Source organism: Arcicella sp. GW822-FHT02H01, assembly GCF_058802005.1.
Genome location: NZ_JBXANT010000002.1, coordinates 22053 through 44328, shown reverse-complemented (window position 1 = coordinate 44328; position 22276 = coordinate 22053). Strand labels below are relative to the sequence as shown.

General features: G+C 35.5%; 13 protein-coding genes. 6 read left to right on the top strand and 7 right to left on the bottom strand.

Going from position 1 to position 22276, the window contains the following annotated elements; translation table 11 throughout:
- Positions 1-20: 20 nt before the first annotated feature.
- Positions 21-1694, bottom strand: coding sequence for a L,D-transpeptidase family protein (locus AC1RNE_RS20645; protein ID WP_492803763.1), 1674 nt, complete (start codon positions 1692-1694; stop codon positions 21-23).
- A gap of 81 nt (positions 1695-1775) precedes the next feature.
- Positions 1776-2405, bottom strand: coding sequence for a murein L,D-transpeptidase catalytic domain family protein (locus AC1RNE_RS20640; protein WP_492803761.1), 630 nt, complete (start codon positions 2403-2405; stop codon positions 1776-1778).
- A gap of 412 nt (positions 2406-2817) precedes the next feature.
- On the opposite strand from AC1RNE_RS20640, the gene AC1RNE_RS20635 reads away from it, so the two are divergent.
- From AC1RNE_RS20635 to AC1RNE_RS20620, 4 genes are all read left to right on the top strand, one after another.
- Positions 2818-4080 (top strand): YdcF family protein, encoded by a 1263-nt coding sequence (locus AC1RNE_RS20635; protein ID WP_492803760.1) that lies wholly within the window; start codon positions 2818-2820, stop codon positions 4078-4080.
- Positions 4081-4200: 120 nt separating this feature from the next.
- Positions 4201-5103 carry a hypothetical protein gene (locus AC1RNE_RS20630; protein ID WP_492803758.1) on the top strand — a complete coding sequence of 301 codons (903 nt, stop codon included), beginning with the start codon at positions 4201-4203 and terminating at the stop codon, positions 5101-5103.
- Between the two features lie 38 nt (positions 5104-5141).
- Positions 5142-8462, top strand: coding sequence for a SusC/RagA family TonB-linked outer membrane protein (locus tag AC1RNE_RS20625; protein ID WP_492803756.1), 3321 nt, complete (start codon positions 5142-5144; stop codon positions 8460-8462).
- A 68-nt stretch (positions 8463-8530) separates the two neighbouring features.
- Positions 8531-10054 carry a RagB/SusD family nutrient uptake outer membrane protein gene (locus AC1RNE_RS20620; protein ID WP_492803755.1) on the top strand — a complete coding sequence of 508 codons (1524 nt, stop codon included), beginning with the start codon at positions 8531-8533 and terminating at the stop codon, positions 10052-10054.
- A gap of 66 nt (positions 10055-10120) precedes the next feature.
- On the opposite strand, the gene AC1RNE_RS20615 is transcribed toward AC1RNE_RS20620, so the two are convergent.
- From AC1RNE_RS20615 to AC1RNE_RS20600, 4 genes are all read right to left on the bottom strand, one after another.
- Positions 10121-11536, bottom strand: coding sequence for an efflux transporter outer membrane subunit (locus tag AC1RNE_RS20615; RefSeq protein ID WP_492803754.1), 1416 nt, complete (start codon positions 11534-11536; stop codon positions 10121-10123).
- A gap of 7 nt (positions 11537-11543) precedes the next feature.
- Positions 11544-14723: an efflux RND transporter permease subunit gene (locus tag AC1RNE_RS20610; RefSeq protein WP_492803752.1), complete on the bottom strand. Its 3180-nt coding sequence runs from the start codon at positions 14721-14723 to the stop codon at positions 11544-11546.
- 24 nt (positions 14724-14747) lie between these two features.
- The gene (locus AC1RNE_RS20605; protein ID WP_492803750.1) at positions 14748-15878 is read right to left on the bottom strand and encodes an efflux RND transporter periplasmic adaptor subunit; all 1131 of its coding nucleotides are present in this window, start codon (positions 15876-15878) and stop codon (positions 14748-14750) included.
- Between the two features lie 426 nt (positions 15879-16304).
- On the bottom strand, positions 16305-16898 hold the full coding sequence (locus AC1RNE_RS20600; protein WP_492803749.1) for a TetR/AcrR family transcriptional regulator: 594 nt from the start codon (positions 16896-16898) through the stop codon (positions 16305-16307).
- A 355-nt stretch (positions 16899-17253) separates the two neighbouring features.
- On the opposite strand from AC1RNE_RS20600, the gene AC1RNE_RS20595 reads away from it, so the two are divergent.
- Both AC1RNE_RS20595 and AC1RNE_RS20590 read left to right on the top strand, forming a co-directional pair.
- Positions 17254-19599: a TonB-dependent receptor gene (locus tag AC1RNE_RS20595; protein WP_492803747.1), complete on the top strand. Its 2346-nt coding sequence runs from the start codon at positions 17254-17256 to the stop codon at positions 19597-19599.
- 261 nt (positions 19600-19860) lie between these two features.
- On the top strand, positions 19861-21501 hold the full coding sequence (locus AC1RNE_RS20590) for an ABC-F family ATP-binding cassette domain-containing protein (protein ID WP_492803745.1): 1641 nt from the start codon (positions 19861-19863) through the stop codon (positions 21499-21501).
- A 56-nt stretch (positions 21502-21557) separates the two neighbouring features.
- On the opposite strand, the gene AC1RNE_RS20585 is transcribed toward AC1RNE_RS20590, so the two are convergent.
- Positions 21558-22244, bottom strand: a complete 687-nt coding sequence (locus tag AC1RNE_RS20585) for a TerC family protein (RefSeq protein WP_492803743.1) — start codon at positions 22242-22244, stop codon at positions 21558-21560.
- Between the last annotated feature and the right edge of the window lie 32 nt (positions 22245-22276).

Here is a 22276-nt window from a genome sequence, read left to right as displayed (position 1 = left end):
ATTTTAAGGAATTTTGTTTGCTAACTATCTCCAAAAATTTCTTTTGAAAGCTTGGCATCCAAGCCATACAAATCTTTTCTAAAATTGATTTGTCCAGTATTATCTACCCACGAAGTAAAGTAAACAATATAAACAGGAACCATCGGGCTGACTTTAATACCATATTCCTTATCGGTTTTCAATATCTTATCCACTCTCTCTTTATTCCAAGCCTTATCATTTCTTAATAAATAAAGAGCTAATCTATTCGGCTGTGATACACGAATACAACCATGGCTAAACGCTCTTTTAGGTTGATTGAATAATCCTTTTGAAGGAGTATCATGCAAATAGATATTAAAATTGTTAGGGAATAAAAATTTTATTTTACCAAGGGCATTATCATCTCCAGGTAGTTGTCTGAAATTAAAAGGAACGTTTCCTTCATAACTTCGCCAATTGATTGAATTGGGATTAACTACCTTATTGCCAGAAAGTACTTCTATATGATTTCTGGATAAATACGAGGTATTTTGCTTTAACTTAGGCAAGATTTCATTACGAACGATGCTAGTCGGGACCCCCCAATAAGGATTTAATACAATTTGGGATAAATTACCTTTAAAAATACTGGTTTGGCTAGCTGTTTTACCTACCACGACATTCATCTCCCAAACTTGTTTGCCTTTTTCAATAACATGGAGTTTATATTCTGGAATATTAATCAACAAATTATCACTTTCAATTTCTACAGGCACCCATCTTAGGCGTTCCATATTAATCATGATTTGTCTGATTCTAACATCAATGCTTTGGTTGAGTTCTTTAATGGTAGCAAGGTCTGCTTTGGCTGTTATCGGCAATCCCATTCTGCGCTGAAATCTTTTTACAGCATACGCCAAGGAATCCGTATATAATGTGGTTTTATCATTTGCTCTTAAGTCGCCTGTCAGAAATAAATGCTCTTTGATATTTACAACACAAGAGTCACTATCACCTACCGCTATTTTCTTTTTGTTAGTAACGACGCTTTTCCAACCACCATTTTTTTGAATTACCCTATATTGTTTAAGTTTATCTTTCAAACGTAAATAATATTGATTCACAGGTTCTTGAATTGTTTCACCTTTAGCAAGCGAAACCAATGAGTCAAGCAATACTTGATAGTTTTTCTTTTTTCTAGGGATAAACCATTCAAGGTCGTATGGACTTTTATTGATACCTCCATAAGCCTTTTCGGCAAACCTAAAAAAAGTGGACGTTAGTAATAACTCTAGCTGTTGGACTTGATTTTTCTGAGCAAGGAACGCTTTTTCATCAGCTTGAAAGGCCAATATTAGCTCTTCCATCTGTCTGTTATCAAGACTATTATCCGCAAAATCTTTTTGGTAATTCTGTAATTGATTATAAAAGGTAGAGACTGAATGCGACAAGCCGTTATTATTAATCCATGCTAATTGGTAATTACGTCGTGCATAAAATTCATTAATCTCCTCTTTGATGGTATCTGATACAGAAAATGTTTTGAGGAATGCTGTAATGGAAGCAGAATCTAATAATAAATCATTATAGTTCTGTGACTGGTAAATGCTTGAATCTGGTAGAAGACCTCTATTTTTCTTTTTTCTTTTATTACATCCTTCCATTATGACAAGGAATAATAAAGTACCAAACAAGACTAAAAATAACAGATATGTAATTTTAGTTTTTTGCATAGGAGTATAAGATTAGAGGTTGATGAATAGTAGATTGCTAACCAGTTAGCAATCTACTATTTATAAATATGAACAAACTTGTTAACTATGTATGTATAGTAAACTTCCATTTGCCAATACTGGCACCACCTTAGGGATTAAATCGTTTGGCAATGCTGGACAGCCGAAGCTTCGTCCCAGACGACCAAATTGATGAACAAATGAAGGACTTACGTACGATGCTCCATGAATAATAATTTCTCTTCTTCGTGCATTATCGTTGATTCCTTTTTGTAAACCATGTAATAACAATGCCATACCATGTTTTGGACTAGTAATTCTACTGCCAACCAAATAAAAGCCTAAACTACTTTGATGGGAGTCTATTTTATTTGAAAATAAATGAGCAATGTTATCACCTGATTTTTTCCCGTGTGCTACTAAGGAAGAAAAAAGTAATTTCTTTTTTGCTAAGTCAATCACAAAAAAGCGTTCCACATTGGATGGTAGAGAAAAATCTACAATGGTAACGATGGGTTTTGAAGGGTGAAAAGTATGGACGCCTTCAACGGATTCTTTAAAAGCATTGTAGCTAACAACACCATTAAGCTGGCAATCAAGATATAGGGTTTGGGTTTCATCTACTACTGCGATAGCTTTCGCTTTGTGCTCTGAAGGAGTTGCTAAACAAAGGTTTAGCAGAAGAGCAATTACTTGAAAAGTGAATGTCATATTGATAATTTCCTTGAGTTTTGTTTTTTATATTAACAACAAATGCACCATTAACATTGCAAATTTTCTAAATATTTTTAAAAAAAGTCATTACTAACCACTTGAATACGAAGGATTTGTACAGATACATTAATTAGTGCAAATTAATCATAAAATGATTCAAAAATTATATTTTTATTAACAAACAGATATTATTATAATTATTTTCAGGTTAAACAGCCAATGTACTTTTGTAACATAAAAGTGCTCCAGAAAGATGACATTTTTCAATAACACCTTCCGACGTTAAGTGTGCAACGCTTTAAACAGTATGCCTTGCAGAAGACAACTTCATTAATAATACTATTATCTAAAACTTAAATAAGTAGTCTCTTTTTCGGAAGAAATACTTATTTATATAAATATCAAATTGATGAAAAAAATATACAGTTTAGTCTTTTTTGGACTATTATTTTGTAGCGTTCATGCATTAAAAGCCCAAAATGCGCAAGCAAATTATACGTTGATGCATGGAAAAAGCTTTGTTCAATCAAAAAATTATTACCTCTTAACACTTTTCCAAAATCTTCCTGAGGTAAAACAATTGTTGAGTAATGATGCTACTTTACAGAAAATCGCTCAGCAAAAGCTAAATGCTTTGAGTGAAGCTTCTAAGCAATGCCAAAATAAATTCCTTTGCTTGAGCGAAAGTATGAAATTAAGTGAAGCTGATATTCAGGAAGTTAGTAACCGTTTAGGCGTATTGTATAATGATAATAACGCTTTGGGGAAGTTGGTGTTCAATCATTTAATTCCTTCGGGTACTTATATTTTATCACAAAAGCTTTCTGCTAAAGAACAACTTATTAAGGCGTGGGAGCAAGATGCACATGGCATCAATTTTACAATTGGAGTTTACGTAGAAGGACAAAAGCCAAACTATCCAGCGATTGATTCTATCAGTTTTAAGATTAGCCATAAAAGCTATCCTCAATTAGTTGGCGATTTCCACACAACTGTTCAAGAAGAAAGTAAAAAAGCAAGTTTGTTTTTCGAGCCTTCTTTAACAGCCGCTTTACTTGCTTTAGAAATTAATGGACGTGAGCAAGTGGCAGATTATGAACCAATGGCTTCTACGGTAAATAAATTAGCAGATGAGCGTATCAAGACAATTAACTGGAAAGCGTATCAATATGCATTAATTCTAGTACCTGGCGCAGGCCCCGAAGAACCCAAAGTTGCTTTGAGTGCTGAGGGAATGTTGCGTTGTAGAGTAGCGGCTTTGCGTTATTTTGAAGGATTAGCACCCTTGATTGTCGTTTCTGGGGGTAATGTTCACCCTTATAAAACTCCTTATAACGAAGCCATAGAAATGAGAAAGTTTATGGTTGAGAAGCTCCATGTTCCAGCCAATGCCGTGATTGTAGAGCCTCATGCACGCCATACTACCACCAATATGCGTAATACAGCTCGTTTGATTTTCCGTTATGGCATTCCTTTCGATAAAGCTTGTATTACTTCTACCTCAAAATCACAAAGTATGTATATCCAAGAATTGAATTTGGATAAACGTTGCGAAAAAGAATTAAATCATGTGCCTTATCGAAAAGGCAAACGTCTGTCAGAAACAGAAGCTGAATTTTACCCGCTTATCGAAGCCTTACAAATTAATCCATTAGAACCCCTTGACCCATAGAATAATGAGTGATTGATTGAGTTGTGATTGAGTGAATGGGTTAAAAAGTACCATTTTATTTAATCACTAAATCACAAATCACTCATTCACAATTCACTAACTCACAATTACTATCACATCATGAAAAGAAAGAAAACCATCATTGAAATGAGTGGGCTGATACTGTCTGGCATTTTAAGCTTTTGTTTTTTATCACTCAAAACTTTGCCTAAAGATATTCAGCTAACATTATCAAAAGAGTTTACGGTAGATTCACTTGGTGCTGGACAAGGAATCAGCATACAAAATGAGAAAGCATTTATTTATGGCGACCGTGAAGTAGGGATGATTCGTGAATATGTATTAAAAAATGATTCACTGGCTTATACAGGCAAAGAAATAAAATTGAGTTTAGCAGGCAAAGATGTCATCAATCATCCTACAGGCATCGCTTTTCATAAAGACCAGCCAACTTTTATTGGCAATAGCATTAGAATGAATCCAGAAGGGACGCTCTGGAAGGCTGTAATTTATTTAGTGGATTGGGAAGGCTTGCAAAAAACAAAAACATTGGATGGTAATCTATTAAATACCATTGATGATGATACTTGTATTCAAGGAACTCGACCAGAATATGTGCAATACAAAAACAAATGGTTTGTAGCTACAGCCGATTATGGCAACAAAAAAAACGAGGTACGTTTATACAATCCGTTAGCGCTGAAATCTGCTAAAAAGACCTCAGAAGAAGGTGTCCTTTATAAGAAATTTACCTGTAGCCCTTTTGTTCAAAACTTGCTGTGGGTACCCGAAAAAAAGGTGTTGGTATTAATTCAAAATCAAATAGAAGGTCGTCGTTGGAGATTTACTTTCTTGGACTTCGAGAAATCTTTAGAAAGTGGTCATGAAGTTGTATTAAAAGTAATAGATGTAGATAAAGCTGATGAGCTAGAAGGCTTTTCGTTGACTAAAAATCTCCAAAAGGGGATAGCTGTTACTTCTTCTCGTAAAGCAAATGTGCATCTGACAAGTTTAAAATGGTAAGAATATAATCCTAGTTTCCAATTAATAATCAATTTAAAATGCAAAAACAACTACAAAAGCAGATGTGGCTAAGAGTCCTGCTGTTAATTGTAATGGCTGGTTCTCAAGTAATTGGGGCGGTAAAAGCAAATGCTTTTACACAGCAAAAACAAATGACGGTACCTGTAACAGGAACCGTGACGAATGAAATAGGGCAAGCGATGCCAGGCGTAAACGTTTTTGATAAAACGGCAAAAAAAGGAACAGTTACAGATGCTAATGGTAAATATTCAATTACAGCGAACGAAGGAACAACGTTGGTATTCTCTTTTGTAGGCTACGAATCAAAAGAAATACTTGTTGGAAAATCGGCTGTAATCAATGTTAAGTTGACCGAGAATTCACAAGAGTTACAAGAAGTAGTAGCCATTGGTTATTCAACAGTGCGTAAAGGTGACGTAACAGGAGCAATTTCTAGCGTAAAGGCTAAAGAATTAAACCTTAGTACGCCAACTGTTGGTCAGGCTTTAGTAGGGAAAGTAGCAGGGGTACAAGTATCACAAGTGAGCGGTGCACCGTATGTAAGCACCAAAATTCGTGTCCGTGGGGTAGGGTCAATCAATGCGAGTTCTGACCCCCTTTATGTAGTAGATGGCTATCCTGTAGGAAATGACTTATTCATCAATCCAAACGATATCGAGTCAATCGACATTTTAAAAGATGCTGCTTCTGCTGCGATTTATGGTTCAAGAGCTTCAGGCGGTGTAGTGCTGATTACTACCAAAAGAGGAAAAGAAGGCACAGGTCAGTTTCAGTATGATGTACAGTATGGTCTGAATCAGTTAAGTAAAAAAGTAGATTTGTTGAACTCAGAACAATTTGCACAATTATTAATTGATGGTCATAATAATACTTATCGTGATTTAATCGTGAACTCAGGAAAAGTATGGTCAGATGCGATGTTCTCTGATGATAATGCTACTAGAGTTGCTAAGGTCGGAAATGCTTCTTCGGTAAGTATTCCTGAAGAATTCTACAATTTTGGTACACAAACATTGATTAAACCAAAGATTGATACTGATTGGCAAAATGAGCTTTATCAGACATCGCTAGCACAACGTCATAATCTATCTTTCTCGGGCGGAAATAGTTCAACACGTTATGCCATCAGTGGTGGTTATCTAAATCAGCCTGGTATTATTAAAAGTACCAAGCAGGAACGTATTAATTTCCGTGCCAATATTGACGGACAAGTAAGCAAAAAATTAAGAGTAGCTGGAAATTTAGCCGTTACTTCAAATGAAAACCGAGAGGTACAAGAGGGGCGATTTAACCAAGGTCCTATTCTTGGAGCATTAATTTATATGCCATTTTTTGCTGCTTATAACGAAGATGGTAGCTTAAAGAAAAATGAAGCGGCGGCTAAATCTGCATTGTATGCTTACCAATCGGTTGAAAACCCTGTAGCATTGGCAACCGAAACCCATATTTCTCGTAAAGGTGTTCGTGGTACTTTTAGTGGAAATGCTACGTATGAAATTGTACCAAGCTTATTTGCTAAAGTAAATGTAGGCTTACAGACTTATAATGAAAAATATGAATTCTATTTGCCGACCTCTTTGAGTAATGGTGCTAATGCGCCAGGGTCTCCGCAATCTATTGCTGCTGCTAACGCTGTTGCTCAGACTAGATCTGAAATGGATAAATTGGCGGAATTTACCTTGAATTATAATGGTAAATTCGGAAATCATACTATTAATGCTTTGGCTGGTTATACTGCCCAAGAGCTTGATATTGATGTAATTAGCGTAACTGCTAAAGGTTTTCAGAATGATAGAATTGAAGAGATTACAGGAAAAGGGGCTGATGCTACCTTATTTACCTTGAATAGTAACACAGGTAAATCAACAGCTACTTTACTTTCTTACTTAGCACGTGTTGCTTATAATTATAAAGATAGATATTTCTTAACGGCTTCTTTTAGACGTGACGCTTCTTCTCGTTTTGGTCCTTTGAATCGTTGGGGTAATTTCCCTTCTGTTTCTGCTAGCTGGAATCTTTCTCAAGAACCATTCTATGCGGATAGATTCGGAGAGCAAACTTCTGTGAAAGTACGTGCAAGCTGGGGATTAAGTGGTAACAATAATATTGGTAACTATAATTATTTACAGACGATGTCTAGCCCCACAGGAGTCGTTTTTGGCAATGGAACGATACAGTCTGCTGTTTATGCAAATACGATTCGCGACCAACGCTTAGGGTGGGAATCTACTTCTCAGTTCAACTTTGGTACAGACATCGGTTTATTCAATAATCGTGTTTTTGTAATGGCTAACTATTATATCAGCCAGTCATCAGATTTATTGTTTAATCAACCCGTTTCTGCGATTTCTGGTGCTGCAACGATGTTAACAAACCTAAGAAACTCTAAAGTACAGAATAAAGGGTTAGACTTGCAGATTGACACACGTATCATACAGAACAGCGATTTAAGAGTTAATTTAAGCGGTAATATCTCAATTAACCGTAATGAGGTATTAGACCTTGGTGGTGCTAACACGATTATTACTAATGGTGCTGAGCGTTCGTATTTAACACACATCACTATGCAAGGACAGCCAATAGGAATGTTTTATGGGTTTAAAGTAAAAGGAATGGTTCGCCAGTCGGACATGGATAATTTAGCGGCTGATAACTTAGTGTATAATACGGCTACACAGTCTTTCCCAGCAGGGTATAAAATCAAAGGTCCTGCTCGCTCAACTGCATCCAGCAATACTTTAAAGCCAGGGGATATTTATTTTGAAGATGTAAATGGTGATGGAGTAGTAAACGATTTAGATAAAACGGTTATTGGTACGCCTTACGCCAAATTTACTTATGGCTTTGCGTTATCTGCAACCTATAAAAACTTTGATTTAAGTTCATCTTTCAATGGGTCTTATGGTAACCAAGTATTAGATGGACAAGATTACTATGTTTATAACATGGAAGGTTCTGGTAATCAATATGCTTCGGTAGCAAATCGTTATCGTTCAGAAACAGAACCTGGAGATGGTTCGGTATATCGTGCTTCTCGTGGTGGTACACAAAGTAATAGTACTCGTCTTTCAAGTTTCTATTTACAAGATGGCTCTTTCTTGCGTTGTACTAACCTTACCTTAGGATTTACTTTGCCAACCCAATGGTTAGGAAAACAAAAATCAGTATCGAATGCTAGAATTTATGTAGGAGTGGATAATGCATTTACCATTACTAAATACAAAGGTTATAACCCAGAAGTTGATTATAACGACGGAGCGAACCTTACACCTGGTGTTGATTACGGAAAATATCCTTTGATGAGAGCTTATAATATAGGTGCAAAATTGACATTCTAAATTGATTTTCAAGGGAAAGTAATCTCTTGTGATTCTTTCTTGAAAATCACCTTAACGATATTAAAACAATGATAAAGAAACTAATAGTATTACTTGTAATGGCGACAGCCCTTGCAAGTTGTAGTGATGATTTTGTCCTACAAACAGACCCTAACTCTGTAGCGGCTTCTGATTATTTTCGTACAGAAAATGATGTGCTTCAAGCAGTCAATGGTGTGTACCAATCGCTTCGTAGCTCAAATAACATTGGTGAAAACAGCGGACTTTATACCGACGAACGTTCGGATGATGCTGGTAGAAATGATAATCAGTCGAACGCAGGGGAGCCTTTTCAGTTCAATGATTTTTCTATTTTGCCAAGTAACACGTATTTAAAAAGCCACTGGCTGTCGTTATATCAAACAATTGTACGTTGTAATCAGGTTACTTCAAATATTGATAAAGTAACTTTTACTACTGTTGCCAATAAAGATATTTATAATGCAGAAGTAAAGTTTGTTCGTGCGATGATTTACTTTCATTTAGTAAGAAAATGGGGTGATGTACCTTTGGTTACTAAAGAACTAAATTCTGAAGAGATTGTTGCTAATACTTTCCGTGAGAAAAAAGAAAAAGTATATGAACAAATTGTTGCAGATTTGAAAGAAGCTGTAGCAAGTGGATTGCCTAATCAACAGCCACTTACGGGTAAAGGAAGAGTATCAAAAGCAGCAGCGAACGCTTTATTGGGGCAGGTGTACTTAACAATGGCTACCACTTTAGACCAAGCTAACCGTGCTAGTAATTTAGCCAATGCAAAAACGTATTTATCGGCCGCTTATAACATGAGAGCCTTTACGGATTTAAAGGAAATACCTTATGTTGATGTTTTTGATGTAAATAAAAAATCAACTAATCCAGAAATCATTTTCCAGATTGTTTATAAGCAAGGTGACGTAACATATTCGTCATCTATTGCGGCAAATAATCAAGCAAAAGGGGAAACAATTAATTCGTTGAAATCAAGTAGCGGTGTAGGTGGAAATGTAAAACTTGATTTAGTAAAAGAATACGAAACCAATGATTTACGAAAGGATTTTTCAATCAAATATGCTAATGATGCTACTGTAAAAGATTGGTATATTACTAAATTCAGAGATGCTAGTGCGGCAGCTACGGCCAACGGCTATGGCGGAAACGACTGGCCAATTATCAGGTATGCGGATGTAATTTTAATGTTATCAGAAGTAAGTATGTATTTAGGAGAAGAAGCCAATGCGATTAAATACTTAAACCAAGTACGCGAAAGAGCCAAAATGCCAACGTATGAAGTAATGAAAAACGATGCTGATTACGTTAAGAGATTCCCGACGTTAAAATTGGCAATTCTTCACGAACGTCGTGTTGAATTAGCGTTTGAACATCATCGTTGGTTTGATTTACTTCGTTTCTTTACAGCGACCGAATTGGTTTCCTATATCCAAAGCAAAGCTCAAGCAGACTATGGAACGGCTAAAGTGTCTAACTTTGGTTTGAAGGATTATTTATTCCCAATTCCTGCTGACGAATACAAATTAAATCCAGTGAAAATGTATCAGAATACTGGTTATTAGATAATAACAAAATAGCTCAGCCACATGGCTGAGCTGTTTTGTTTAAATACAAATCGTAAATGCTACTTATTTCCAACCACCACCTAACGACCTATATAAATCTACATCTGCTTCTAATCTGGCTTTTTTCAATGAAACCAATTCTAATTCACTTTGTAGTAAATTACTTTGAGCAGTAATTACTTCTAAATAATTAGCCATGCCACTTTTAAACAACATATCTGCATTGCCGATGGCTTCTTGTAATGTTTTTACTCTTAATGAAAGCTTGGTATTTTGCTCTTCTATTTTTTGTATTTTAATCAACGCATCCGAAACTTCTTCGGTGGCAACTAAAACAGATTGACGGAAACCAATCACTGCTTTTTCTCGTTGAACTTTCGCAATTTCATACTGCGTACTCAATTTTTTGCCATTTAATAAAGGTTGGGTAATTCCCCCAGCCACCACTCCGAACAGTGAAGTAGGAAGTGAAAACCAATTACTTGCTTCAAAGGCATTCAAACCACCAGTGGCAGTAATCGTGAGTGACGGATATAAGCTTGCCTTTGTGATACCAACTTTAGCATTTGCTTCCTGCAATATCAATTCTGCATTTTTTACATCTGGTCTTCTTCCAACCAAGGCAGACGGCACACCTACTGAAAGTTGATTTTTAGATTCAATCGCACTCAACATCACTTTGCGTTCAACGGCTTTTGGAAAGCCTCCCGTTAATACACTCAACGCATTTTCTTGAATAACGATGTTCTGTTCTAACAAAGGAATCAATTGTGCAGCCACTAGTCTTTGAGCTTCGGCTTGTTGTTTGGCTAATAATGAAACGTGTCCTGATTCAAACTGCAGATTAATCATAAAAAAAGTTTTATCACTTAATTCCAGATTTTTTCTAGCAATCTCTACCTGCGCATCCAACATCAACAAAGTATAAAAACCCTTTGAAACAGCGGCTACGATAGTGGTTTGCAAAGCCTTTTTGGCTTCCTCTGACTGAGCATATTGTGCGAGAGTGGTTTTCGTTTGATTACGAATTTTGCCCCAGATGTCTGCTTCCCAAGATAAACTTGCAGCCGCAGTAAAGTCTTCGATATGTTCCTTTTTCAAAAACTGATTCAAACTAATGCCATTCAAACTATTGTTGGAAGGATTGGTAGAATTTGAAGTAATCTGAAGGTTCAGATTAGGAATATTATTAAACTTAGACTGCTTTAGTTGTAATTGAGCGATATCAATATTTTTCTGAGCGACCAATAAATCATTATTACGATGAATGGCACTATCAATTAGTTTTTGTAAGGTATTTTCTGTAAAAAATGTTCTCCAATTTAAATCTGCCACGCTAGTAGTACTATCTTGAATACTTACATCTCTGAAAGTAACAGGAATTGCGTCTTCGGGAATTTTAACATCTTTTGAAACCTTGCAGGAAATTATACTTGTCGATAATAACATTATCGACAAGATTTTTATATGATTTTTCATTGTATGCTTAATTATAAGCAGCGACTAAATCTTCATGAATGATAGAGTTAATCTCTGGTTTTTTGCTTGAAATTTTTTCGTGTAAGTATTGAAATATTACAAATAACACTGGAATGATAAACAAGCCTAAGACTACGCCAGAGACCATTCCACCTGCTGCACCAATACTGATAGAGTGATTACCTTGTGCCGAAGGTCCTTTGGCATCCATCATCGGAATTAAACCCACAACAAAAGCGAGGGAGGTCATGATAATAGGTCTTAAACGGAGCTTTGCTGCTTCTATTGATGCAGAAACTAACGTCTTTCCTGCTTTTCTGCGTTGTAAGGCGAACTCTATAATCAGAATCGCATTTTTAGCCAACAGACCAATCAACATAACCAAGGCTACTTGTACATAAATATTATTTTCTATTCCTTTCAAACCAATCGCAACAAATACTCCGAATATTCCTGTGGGAATGGATAGAATAACGGCAAACGGTAAGATGTAGCTTTCGTATTGAGCAGCCAATAAGAAATAGATAAATAATAACGAAAGCATAAAGATGACAGTAGATTGTCCACCTGAAGAAAGTTCTTCTTTGGTCATCCCTGAAAATTCAAAAGAATACCCTGTTGGTAAGTGTTGTTTCGCAACTTCTTCTACTGCCAGAATTGCATCTCCAGAACTATAACCTGGTTTGGCAATGGCATTTACACCAATAGAATTGAAAAGATTATAACGAGAAGCCGTTTCTGGACCGTAAACACGTTTCAATTTTACTAAGGTATTGATAGGAACCATGTTACCTAATCTGTTCTTTACAAAAATGCCGTCCATTGATGATATTTCTGTACGAGCAGATTTTTCTGCCTGAACCATTACCCTGTAGTATTTCCCAAATCTATTAAAGTCTGATGCTTGAGCACTACCAAAATACGCTTGCATTGTTTGAAGAATATCCTTTACGCTTACGCCTAATTGTTCAGCTTTTACATCATCCACTTCCATATCGTATTGTGGATAGTCGGCTTTGAAAGCAGTAAACGCAAAAGCGATTTCTGGTCGTTTCATTAATTCACCAAGGAATTTATTGCCGACCTCACTAAATTTAACTAGGCTACCGCCCGTTTTGTCCTGTAGTACTAAATCCAAACCATCAACATTGCTAAAACCTGGGACAGTTGGAAAAGTAAAGACAAAGAAATTAGCTCCTTTGATACCACCAAGCTTTTGTCTTACTTCATTCATAATTGCATTAATGTCTGTTACGGCTCCTCTTTCTTTAGCAGGTTTCAACAATACAAAAGCAACACCCGACGAAGGACTTGAAGATTGAGTAAGAATATTAAAGCCCGATAGACCCATCAATGTTTTTTTAGACTCCATACTGCCTAATACGGTTTCCGCTTGATGAATTACATTCGTAGTTCTTTCTAAAGATGCACCCGCAGGCATAGAAAGCGATATGGCTATAAATCCTTGGTCTTCAGAAGGAATAAAGCCTGTCGGAGTTCTTTTTACCATAACGACTGTCGCTATGATAACTACTACCAATCCGCTAATACTTAACCATCTGTGTCTTACTAAAAAGTATAAACTTTTCACATAATTATTAGTAAGCTTATCAAAACCTTTGTTAAAACCGATAAAAAACTTCTCTTTAAAACTAGTTTTTTCATGACCGTTTGTATGGTGTGAATGATTAGCTTTTAAAAATAAGGCTGCTAACGCAGGACTCAATGTCAAGGCATTGATGGCGGAAATAACAATCGCAATAGCCAAGGTAAAAGCAAACTGACGGTAGAAAACCCCTGTTGAGCCACTCATAAAACCAACAGGTAAAAATACGGCCGACATGACTAATGTAATTGAAATAATCGCTCCCGTAATTTCACTCATGGCCGAAGCAGTAGCGACTTTTGGTGAAAGCTGTCGATGTTCCATTTTAGCATGAACTGCTTCAACCACCACAATGGCATCATCCACTACAATACCAATCGCTAATACTAGCGCAAATAAAGTAAGTAGGTTAATAGAGAAACCAAAAAGCGACATAAAGAAGAATGTCCCTAAAATAGCCACTGGCACTGCGATAGCAGGAATAAGCGTTGACCGAAAGTCCTGTAAGAAAATAAATACTACAATAAACACCAAGATAAATGCTTCTATCAGCGTAGAGATTACCTGATTGATAGATTGGTCTAAAGAATCTTTGGTATTGTATAAGATAAGATGTTTTACACCTTTAGGGAAGTCTTTTGATGCCTTCTCCATCAACTTTGCAATGGCAATCTGGATTTCATTGGCATTTGAACCTGCCAATTGCATGGTGGCAATATTGATACCTTGCTTGCCATTTACCCTTGTAAAGTTTCCATACGTATAGGCTCCAAATTCAATTTTGGCAACATCTTTTAAGCGTAATACCGAACCGTCTGCATTAGAGCGAATTACGATGTTTTCATATTCAGCAGGTTTATTGAGTTTACCCTTGTATTTAATTACATATTCAAAAGACTCCTTGCTACTTTCCCCAAATTTACCAGGAGCAGCCTCTAGGTTTTTGTCCTGAATAGCTGCCATTACTTCCTTAGGTGTTAGGTTATAGCTAGTCATTTGGGCAGGATTGAGCCACACACGCATTGAATAGTCTTTATTTCCTCCAAAAATCAATGATTGTCCAACCCCAGGAATCCTTTTAATTTCAGGAATAATATTAATCTGAGCATAGTTGGCTAGAAAAGTCTGGTCGTAGGTCTTCTCATCTTCAGAATACATATCAACTACCATCATCAAACTATTTTGTTGTTTGGCAGTAGTGATACCTGCTTGTACAACTTCAGCAGGGAGCTGACTAGTAGCTTGTGCTACACGGTTTTGTACATTGACGGCAGCTTGGTCAGGATTGGTGCCTAATTTAAAGAATACCGTGATGACTAATGAACCATCATTACTGGCGGTAGAACTCATGTAACTCATGTTTTCTACCCCATTGATTGATTCTTCAAGGGAAGGAGCTACCGAACGCAATACTGTTTCGGCATTAGCACCTGGATACATTGCCATTACCTGTACCGCTGGCGGAGCAATATCAGGAAATTGTTGTAATGGTAATTTAGCAAGGCCTAAAACACCTACTATTACCAATAGGATGGATATGACAGTTGCCAATACTGGCCTGTCTATAAATTTCTTAAACATAATGGATATTGAATAACTTGTGAATTAGTTTTTTGCAACTTCTTTATCAGTATTTTCAGGCGCAATGATGGTGCCTTCTTGCAAATTTTCGAAACCTTTGAATACAATTCTATTCCCGTCTTTTATGCCATCTTTCACTAAATAATTGTTACCACTTTTCCCAGCAATAGTGATGGGCTGTTTGGTTACTTTATTGCTTTTATCAACCGTAAAAACAAATATTTTATCCTGAATTTCGATCGTAGCTTCTTGAGGAATCAATAAGGCATTTTCATGCTGAACGCTCAAATTTACTTTGCCTGTATTACCCGAACGGAGCAATCCTTTTGCATTGGGGAAGGTGGCTCGCAAAGTAATGGCACCTGTATTTTTATCAAATTGTCCATCTACCATATCGATTTTTCCTTTTTCTGAATACACAGAATTGTCAGGCAATATCAAAGAAACTGGCGGAAGGTTTTTGATTTTATCACTGATTGAAAAACCCTCATATTGTGATTTAAAAGCGATAAAATCACTTTCCCCTAAAGAGAAATACACATGAACTTCATGAACATCCGAAAGTTGTGTCAAGGCTTCAATGTCGGCAGATGATACCAAACTACCTTGTTTTTTAGGAAGTCTTCCGATAAAACCACTTACTGGCGCTTTTATTAACGTATAGCCTACATTGATTTCAGCAGTATTAACCATGGCTTTGGCTTGGGCAATATTCGCTAAGGCTGTTTTATAATTAGCTTGAGCCGTTTTTAATTGATATTCAGAAACAACTTTGTTTTGTACCAGTGGAGTTAATTTATCTACTTCTAATTGGGCATTGATTGCAGCCGACTCTGCGGCATGAAGACTAGCAATGGCACTATTTAGTTGGGCACGGAATGGTAAATCATTGATTTTAAAAAGTGATTGACCTTTGCTTACGTATACCCCTTCATCGACAAATACTTTTTCTAAATTTCCACTTATTTGTGGGCGAATCTCAACGTTTACTGCTCCTTGAATGGAAGCTGGATATTCAGAACTAGTTAGTGCTGATGTACTGTTAATGTTGATAACAGGTAATGAAGGAGCGGTAACGGTCTGGGCTATAGGTTTCTTTTCTGAACAAGCAGATAATGTATAAATGATTAATACACTTAAGAATATATTCTTCATGACTAATTTGATTTGTTAAAACTTGATTGACTTAATGGAATTAAAAACAATGTTAGAATTGATTGTTCGCAGTGCATTTACCTTGAAATACATTACTGCTGTGTTTAGGATGTTTATTCATAAGGATTATTTAGTTTAAAATTTGAGAATATTTAATATTGATTAACTATTTAACAGTGTTAAGTAATTGCTCAAAATTTTTGTCTTTACATGGCCTACTAAAATGCTTTGCGATGCTTAACTATGCTGAATAAATAATTTAACACTGTTAAATGATGATATAAAAAAATATTGCTCCTTACTATATAAAATCAATATTGAATATTTTTAGTTCATTAATGAGAATAAATTATTTAACAGTGTTAAATAAAAATACTCTTTTATAGGATAAATACCCTTTATTGAGCTCATATATTCTATCAAAAATTAATTTAAAGATCTTGTGATACCCGTTATTGCATCTTTCAATATCTGAAGATTAATGTCATTTGGCAAACCATTACCTACGAGATTAATTGAAATTAATCCATGTACTACTGAGTAATAAGTATAATATTTCTGACAAATAATATCCTCGTCTGGATTTTTATCGCCCATTACTTCCAAAATCGTTTCAGTAAAAAGGTGATAAGGCGTTTGTACTTCTGGAAAAGCTACCATGTGGCAGGTTGTCATTTCAACGCCAAACATTAGCTGATACATTTCTTTATTTTCAAAGGCAAACTTCCAGTAAGCCAGCCACATAGCCTCTAATTGTTCTGCTGGATTATCTTTACTTTTCTTTGCTTGAATCAAATCTTTATTCAATACTAAATATCCTTTCTTAGTTAATTCTTGAAGGATAGCTTCTTTATTAGCAAAATATTCATAAATAATTGGAGCGGTATATTCTATGGCATCGGCAATTTTACGCAAACTTAACCCTTGCCATCCTTCTTCCTTCACAATCGTGCATGCTGCATCTAATATATTATTTCGGGTCTCTTCCTTCAACCTTAATATCCTGTCCTTACTTGCCATTTTAATAAAATAAACTATTTAACACTGTTAGATAATATTAAACTACGTTTTGTTTAGAGCAATAAATAAAATCAGATTTTATACAGTATGATGTATAAACTTATAAAATCTAAAAAAAGTTTATAAAGATAGCAAAATAACAAAACTTAGGTGAGAACTAAATATTTGTTACCTACAATTCCCACCACAGAAGTCTCAATACTTTTCTAAATTGCTTGCCATTACTGCACAGTAAATAATACTTACCTCATCCTTTTATCCAATGAATCGTTAATAATCCAATATGTTATATTTTACAAGAACTCAAAAACATCTCTTTTTTCTAATACTCCTTACTTTACTACCATTTTTTGGAATGACGCAAGGTATCATTAAAGGGCAAGTAAAAGATGCCCAAACGGCTACCCCATTAAGTTTTTCAACCATAAGGATTTATAATGATGCCGACCAAAAGCTAGTTGGAGGCAATATTGCTAGTGATGCTGGCGAATTTTCTATTGCCAATCCTTATGGTACATATTACGCCTTGGTAGAATTTATTGGGTATAAAGCCTTTAAGTCGCCCGTTTTTAGCATAACAAAAGATAAGAAAACAATAGATTTAGGCTTGATACAGTTAAGCTCGTCGAGCAGTACTTTAGAAGAAGTAGTAGTACAAGCTGAAAAAAGTACGATGGAATTGGCTTTGGATAAAAAGATATTTAATGTGGGCAAAGATTTATCGAATGCTGGAGGGTCAGCTTCTGATATTCTTAGCAATATTCCTTCTATTTCAGTTGATGCCGAAGGTGGTGTAAAATTGCGTGGAAGTGATAATGTCAGAATTTTGATTGATGGCAAACCGTCGGGTTTGGTAAGTTTTAAAGGTGGAGCAGGTTTACAGCAATTACAAGGGAGTTTGATAGAAAGAGTTGAAATTATTACCAATCCTTCGGCTCGTTATGAAGCAGAAGGTATGTCAGGTATTATTAATATCATTTTGAAAAAAGAGCAGAAGCAAGGTTTTAATGGCTCTTTTGAATTAATATCGGGAACACCAGCCAACTATGGCGTTTCAGCCAATGTGAATTACCGTCATAGAAAGGTGAATTTCTTTATTAATTATGGTATTTCGTATCGTGATTTAAGAGGGAATGGGAAATTATTTCAAAACGTTTTTTCTAATGATACGATTTTTACCCTCAACCAAACCAATAGCGGAAGTGTAAAGGGTTTGAACAATAATATAAAAGGGGGCTTAGATTTTTTCTTAACTGATAAAGATATTTTTACGGCTTCGTATTTATTCAGAAGGAGTGATGTGAGACGTATTACAGATTTCACTTATGATGATTCAAATAATAGAACGGAAACGTTACATACGCTTACCTATCGTCAACAAGATGAAACAGAGACAGAACCCAATTCAGAATATTCGATAACCTATAAGAAGAATTTTGACAAAAAAGGGCAAGAATTAATTGCAGACGTTCGCTATTTAGATTATTGGGAACGTTCTGACCAAACATTTAAACAAAATGGCTTTTGGGCAGATGGCAAACCGAATCCAGCGAATACCAAACTACAAAAAGCACTTAATGATGAGGCCGAAAAACAAATATTACTACAAGTAGATTATATTCAACCGATTAGTAAGGAAGGTAAAGTTGAGACTGGATTAAGAACTAGTTTCAGAGACATGACTAATGATTATACCGTAACCCAGCAAAATGCTACGGGTGGGTTTGAGTCGCTTCCTGGGCTTACTAATAATTTTGTATATGATGAGAATATTTCGGCTGTTTATGGTATCATTGGCAATAAAGGCAAACTCTTTTCATATCAAGTAGGGCTACGTGCGGAACTTACAAACGTAACGACAACCTTGAAACAAACCAATGAGGTAAATCCACGAAAATATGCTAATCTCTTTCCTAGTACACATTTCACTTTGAACCTACCAAACGAAAATGCCTTACAAATTTCATATTCAAGAAGAGTTCGACGACCAACGTATAATGATTTAAGTCCTTTCGTTACTTTCTCTGACCAAAGAAATTATTTTAGTGGAAACCCTAATTTGAACCCTGAGTTTACCAATGCCTTTGAATTAGGTCATGTGAAATATTTTGAAAAGGGCTCACTTTCTTCATCGGTTTATTACCGACAAACTGATGGCAAAATAGAATCCATCCGTTCGGTAAATAGTGCAGGTATTTCTACGACTTTACCTTTGAATTTAGTTGGACAAAACTCTTTTGGGGCTGAGTTTGCTACGACCTATTCTCTTGAAAAATGGTGGAAATTAGATTTGAGTTGGAGTTTCTTCAGGGCTATAACTGATGGTTCAAATGTTTCAGGGAATTATAAGAGCGATACTTACAGTTGGTTTGCCCGACAAACTTCCAAATTCAATTTACCTCGTGGCATAGATTTACAAGTACGTGCCAATTATGAAGCACCGCAACAATTACCGCAGGGTAGGAGAGGATACCTATTTTATACCGACTTGGCTGTGAATAAAGATGTACTAAAAGGTAAAGGAACATTAACATTGAATATTCTTGATGTATTCAATAGTCGACGAATTAGAACAGTTATCGAAGGCATTAATTTTTATTCAAATAGAGATTTTTTACCTCGACAAAGACAAATCAATTTAACTTTGAGTTATCGACTAAACCAAGCCAAATCTGCTTCAAAACCTAAAATGGAAGAATGATTTAATGATTTTTTTACCCGCAGATTTACAGAGATTTTTTCGCTGATTTACGCAGAAAATAACATCTGAGGAAATCAGCGGTTTAAATCTGCAAAATCTGCGGGTAAAAATTTTAGAAGAATACATTTACTTAGCTTATCTTTTCCATTAGAAAATAGTTATGATTCCTCTCTATATCAGACAAACAGAATTTATCACTCCTCATTCAAAACTCCTCACTCAAAAAACTTTCCTTATCTTTGTATTTCATAATAAAATAAAATGATTTCAATAGATAACGTAGCGGTAGAGTTCGGTGGAAGAGCTCTTTTTAGTGATGTCACTTTCAACATCAACGACAAAGATAAAGTAGCCCTGATGGGGAAAAATGGAGCGGGAAAATCTACCCTCCTAAAAATAATAGCTGGTGTTGATAAACCTACCAAAGGAAAAATATCTGCTCCTAATGATGCAGTAATTGCTTATTTACCTCAGCATTTATTGACAGAAGATAAAAACACTGTTTTTGAAGAAACCTCAAAAGCTTTCTCTACGGTGTTGAATATGAAAGCAGAGATAGATGAATTAAATACTCAACTAGAAACACGTACTGATTATGAATCAGACGAGTATATGCAGATTATCGAAAAAGTATCTGAATTGAGTGAAAAATATTATTCTATTGAAGAAATTAATTTTGATGCAGAAGTAGAAAAAACTTTGTTGGGTTTAGGGTTTTTACGTTCAGATTTTACGCGTCAAACTAGTGAATTTAGTGGGGGATGGCGTATGAGAATAGAATTGGCGAAAATCTTATTACAAAATCCAGACTTGATATTACTAGATGAGCCAACCAACCACATGGACATAGAGTCGATTCAGTGGTTAGAAGATTTCTTAATTAATAATGCCAAAGCTGTAATTGTTATTTCACACGATAGAGCTTTTGTGGATAATATTACCAACCGTACTATTGAGTTGACAATGGGACGTATTTATGACTACAAAGTAAATTATTCTCAATATTTACAACTCCGAAAAGAGCGTCAGGAACAGCAACAAAAGCAATTCAATGACCAGCAAAAAATGATTGCTGAAACCCAAGAGTTTATCGACCGCTTCAAAGGAACGTATTCGAAAACACTACAGGTACAATCAAGGGTAAAAATGTTGGAGAAGATTGAGATTGTAGAAGTAGACGAAATTGATACTTCAGCACTAAATCTTAAGTTTCCACCAGCACCCCGTTCAGGAAATTATCCTGTCATTGTGGATAATGTAAGTAAAAGTTATGGTGACCATGTAGTATTTAAAGATACTTCAATAACGATTGAAAGAGGAGAGAAAATAGCTTTTGTTGGAAAGAACGGTGAAGGTAAATCAACGATGGTAAAAGCCATTATGGGCGAAATACCTTTTGAAGGAGACTTAAAATTGGGACATAATTCAATGATTGGCTATTTCGCACAGAATCAGGCTTCATTATTGGATGAAGATTTAACCGTTTTTCAAACCATTGATAATATTGCGGTAGGTGAAGTACGTACTAAAATCAAAGATATTCTCGGTGCCTTTATGTTTGGGGGCGATAGTGTCAATAAAAAAGTAAGAGTATTATCTGGGGGAGAAAAAACACGTTTGGCAATGGTGAAACTTTTATTAGAGCCTGTAAACCTCTTGATTCTGGATGAACCTACTAACCACTTGGATTTAAAAACGAAAGATATTCTAAAAGATGCTTTAAAGAGTTTTGAAGGAACAATCATCTTGATTTCTCACGATAGGGATTTCTTAGATGGACTTGCCACCAAAGTGTTTGAATTTGGAAACAAACGAGTAAAAGAACATTTTGAAGATATTACGGGCTTTCTTAGAAATAAAAAATTAGAAAACCTTAGAGAGATTGAGCGTAAAGACAAGTAAATAATAGATATACAAAAAGGGCTTGATTTTTAAAAACAAGCCCTTTTTGCATATCATTACTTTGCATTTTTTCTAATCTGTATCACATTTACCAAGAATGAAAACGCCATTGAGAAATAGATATATTGTTTAGGAATATGGAAGTTTAAACCTTCTGCTATCAACGTAACGCCAATCATCATCAAGAAGCAAAGGGCTAATATTTTTAAAGATGGATGTTTACTAATAAAGGCGCTAATCGTCCCAGCGACCATCATCATAATTGAAATAGAAACTATTACGGCTGCATACATCACCCATAGTTCATCAACCAACCCTACGGCCGTGATGATACTGTCGATAGAAAATACTAAATCTAGGATAATAATTTGCCCAATAATTTTTGAAAAAGACGTATAAACAAAGGGTTTGTCTTCGTGTTCATCTTCGGTTTTTTCAAAGATTTCTTTGTTACTCTTGTACAATAGAAATAAGCCTCCTACAATCAGGATTAAATCTTTTCCAGAAATATCAATTCCAGAAATTACAAAAAGCGTTTTGTCAAGTTTCATAATCCAGCTAATCCCTGCAAGCAATATTAAACGGGTAATTAATGCCAAGCTTAAACCAACCAAACGCGCTTTTTTACGTTTATCAACGGGTAGTTTATCAGATAGGATAGAAATAAAGATGATATTATCGATACCTAATACAATTTCAAGAACGATAAGTGTAATGAGAGAGATAAGAATTTCTGTTGTCATTTTTGATAGATACTTAATTGAGTTGTTTCATT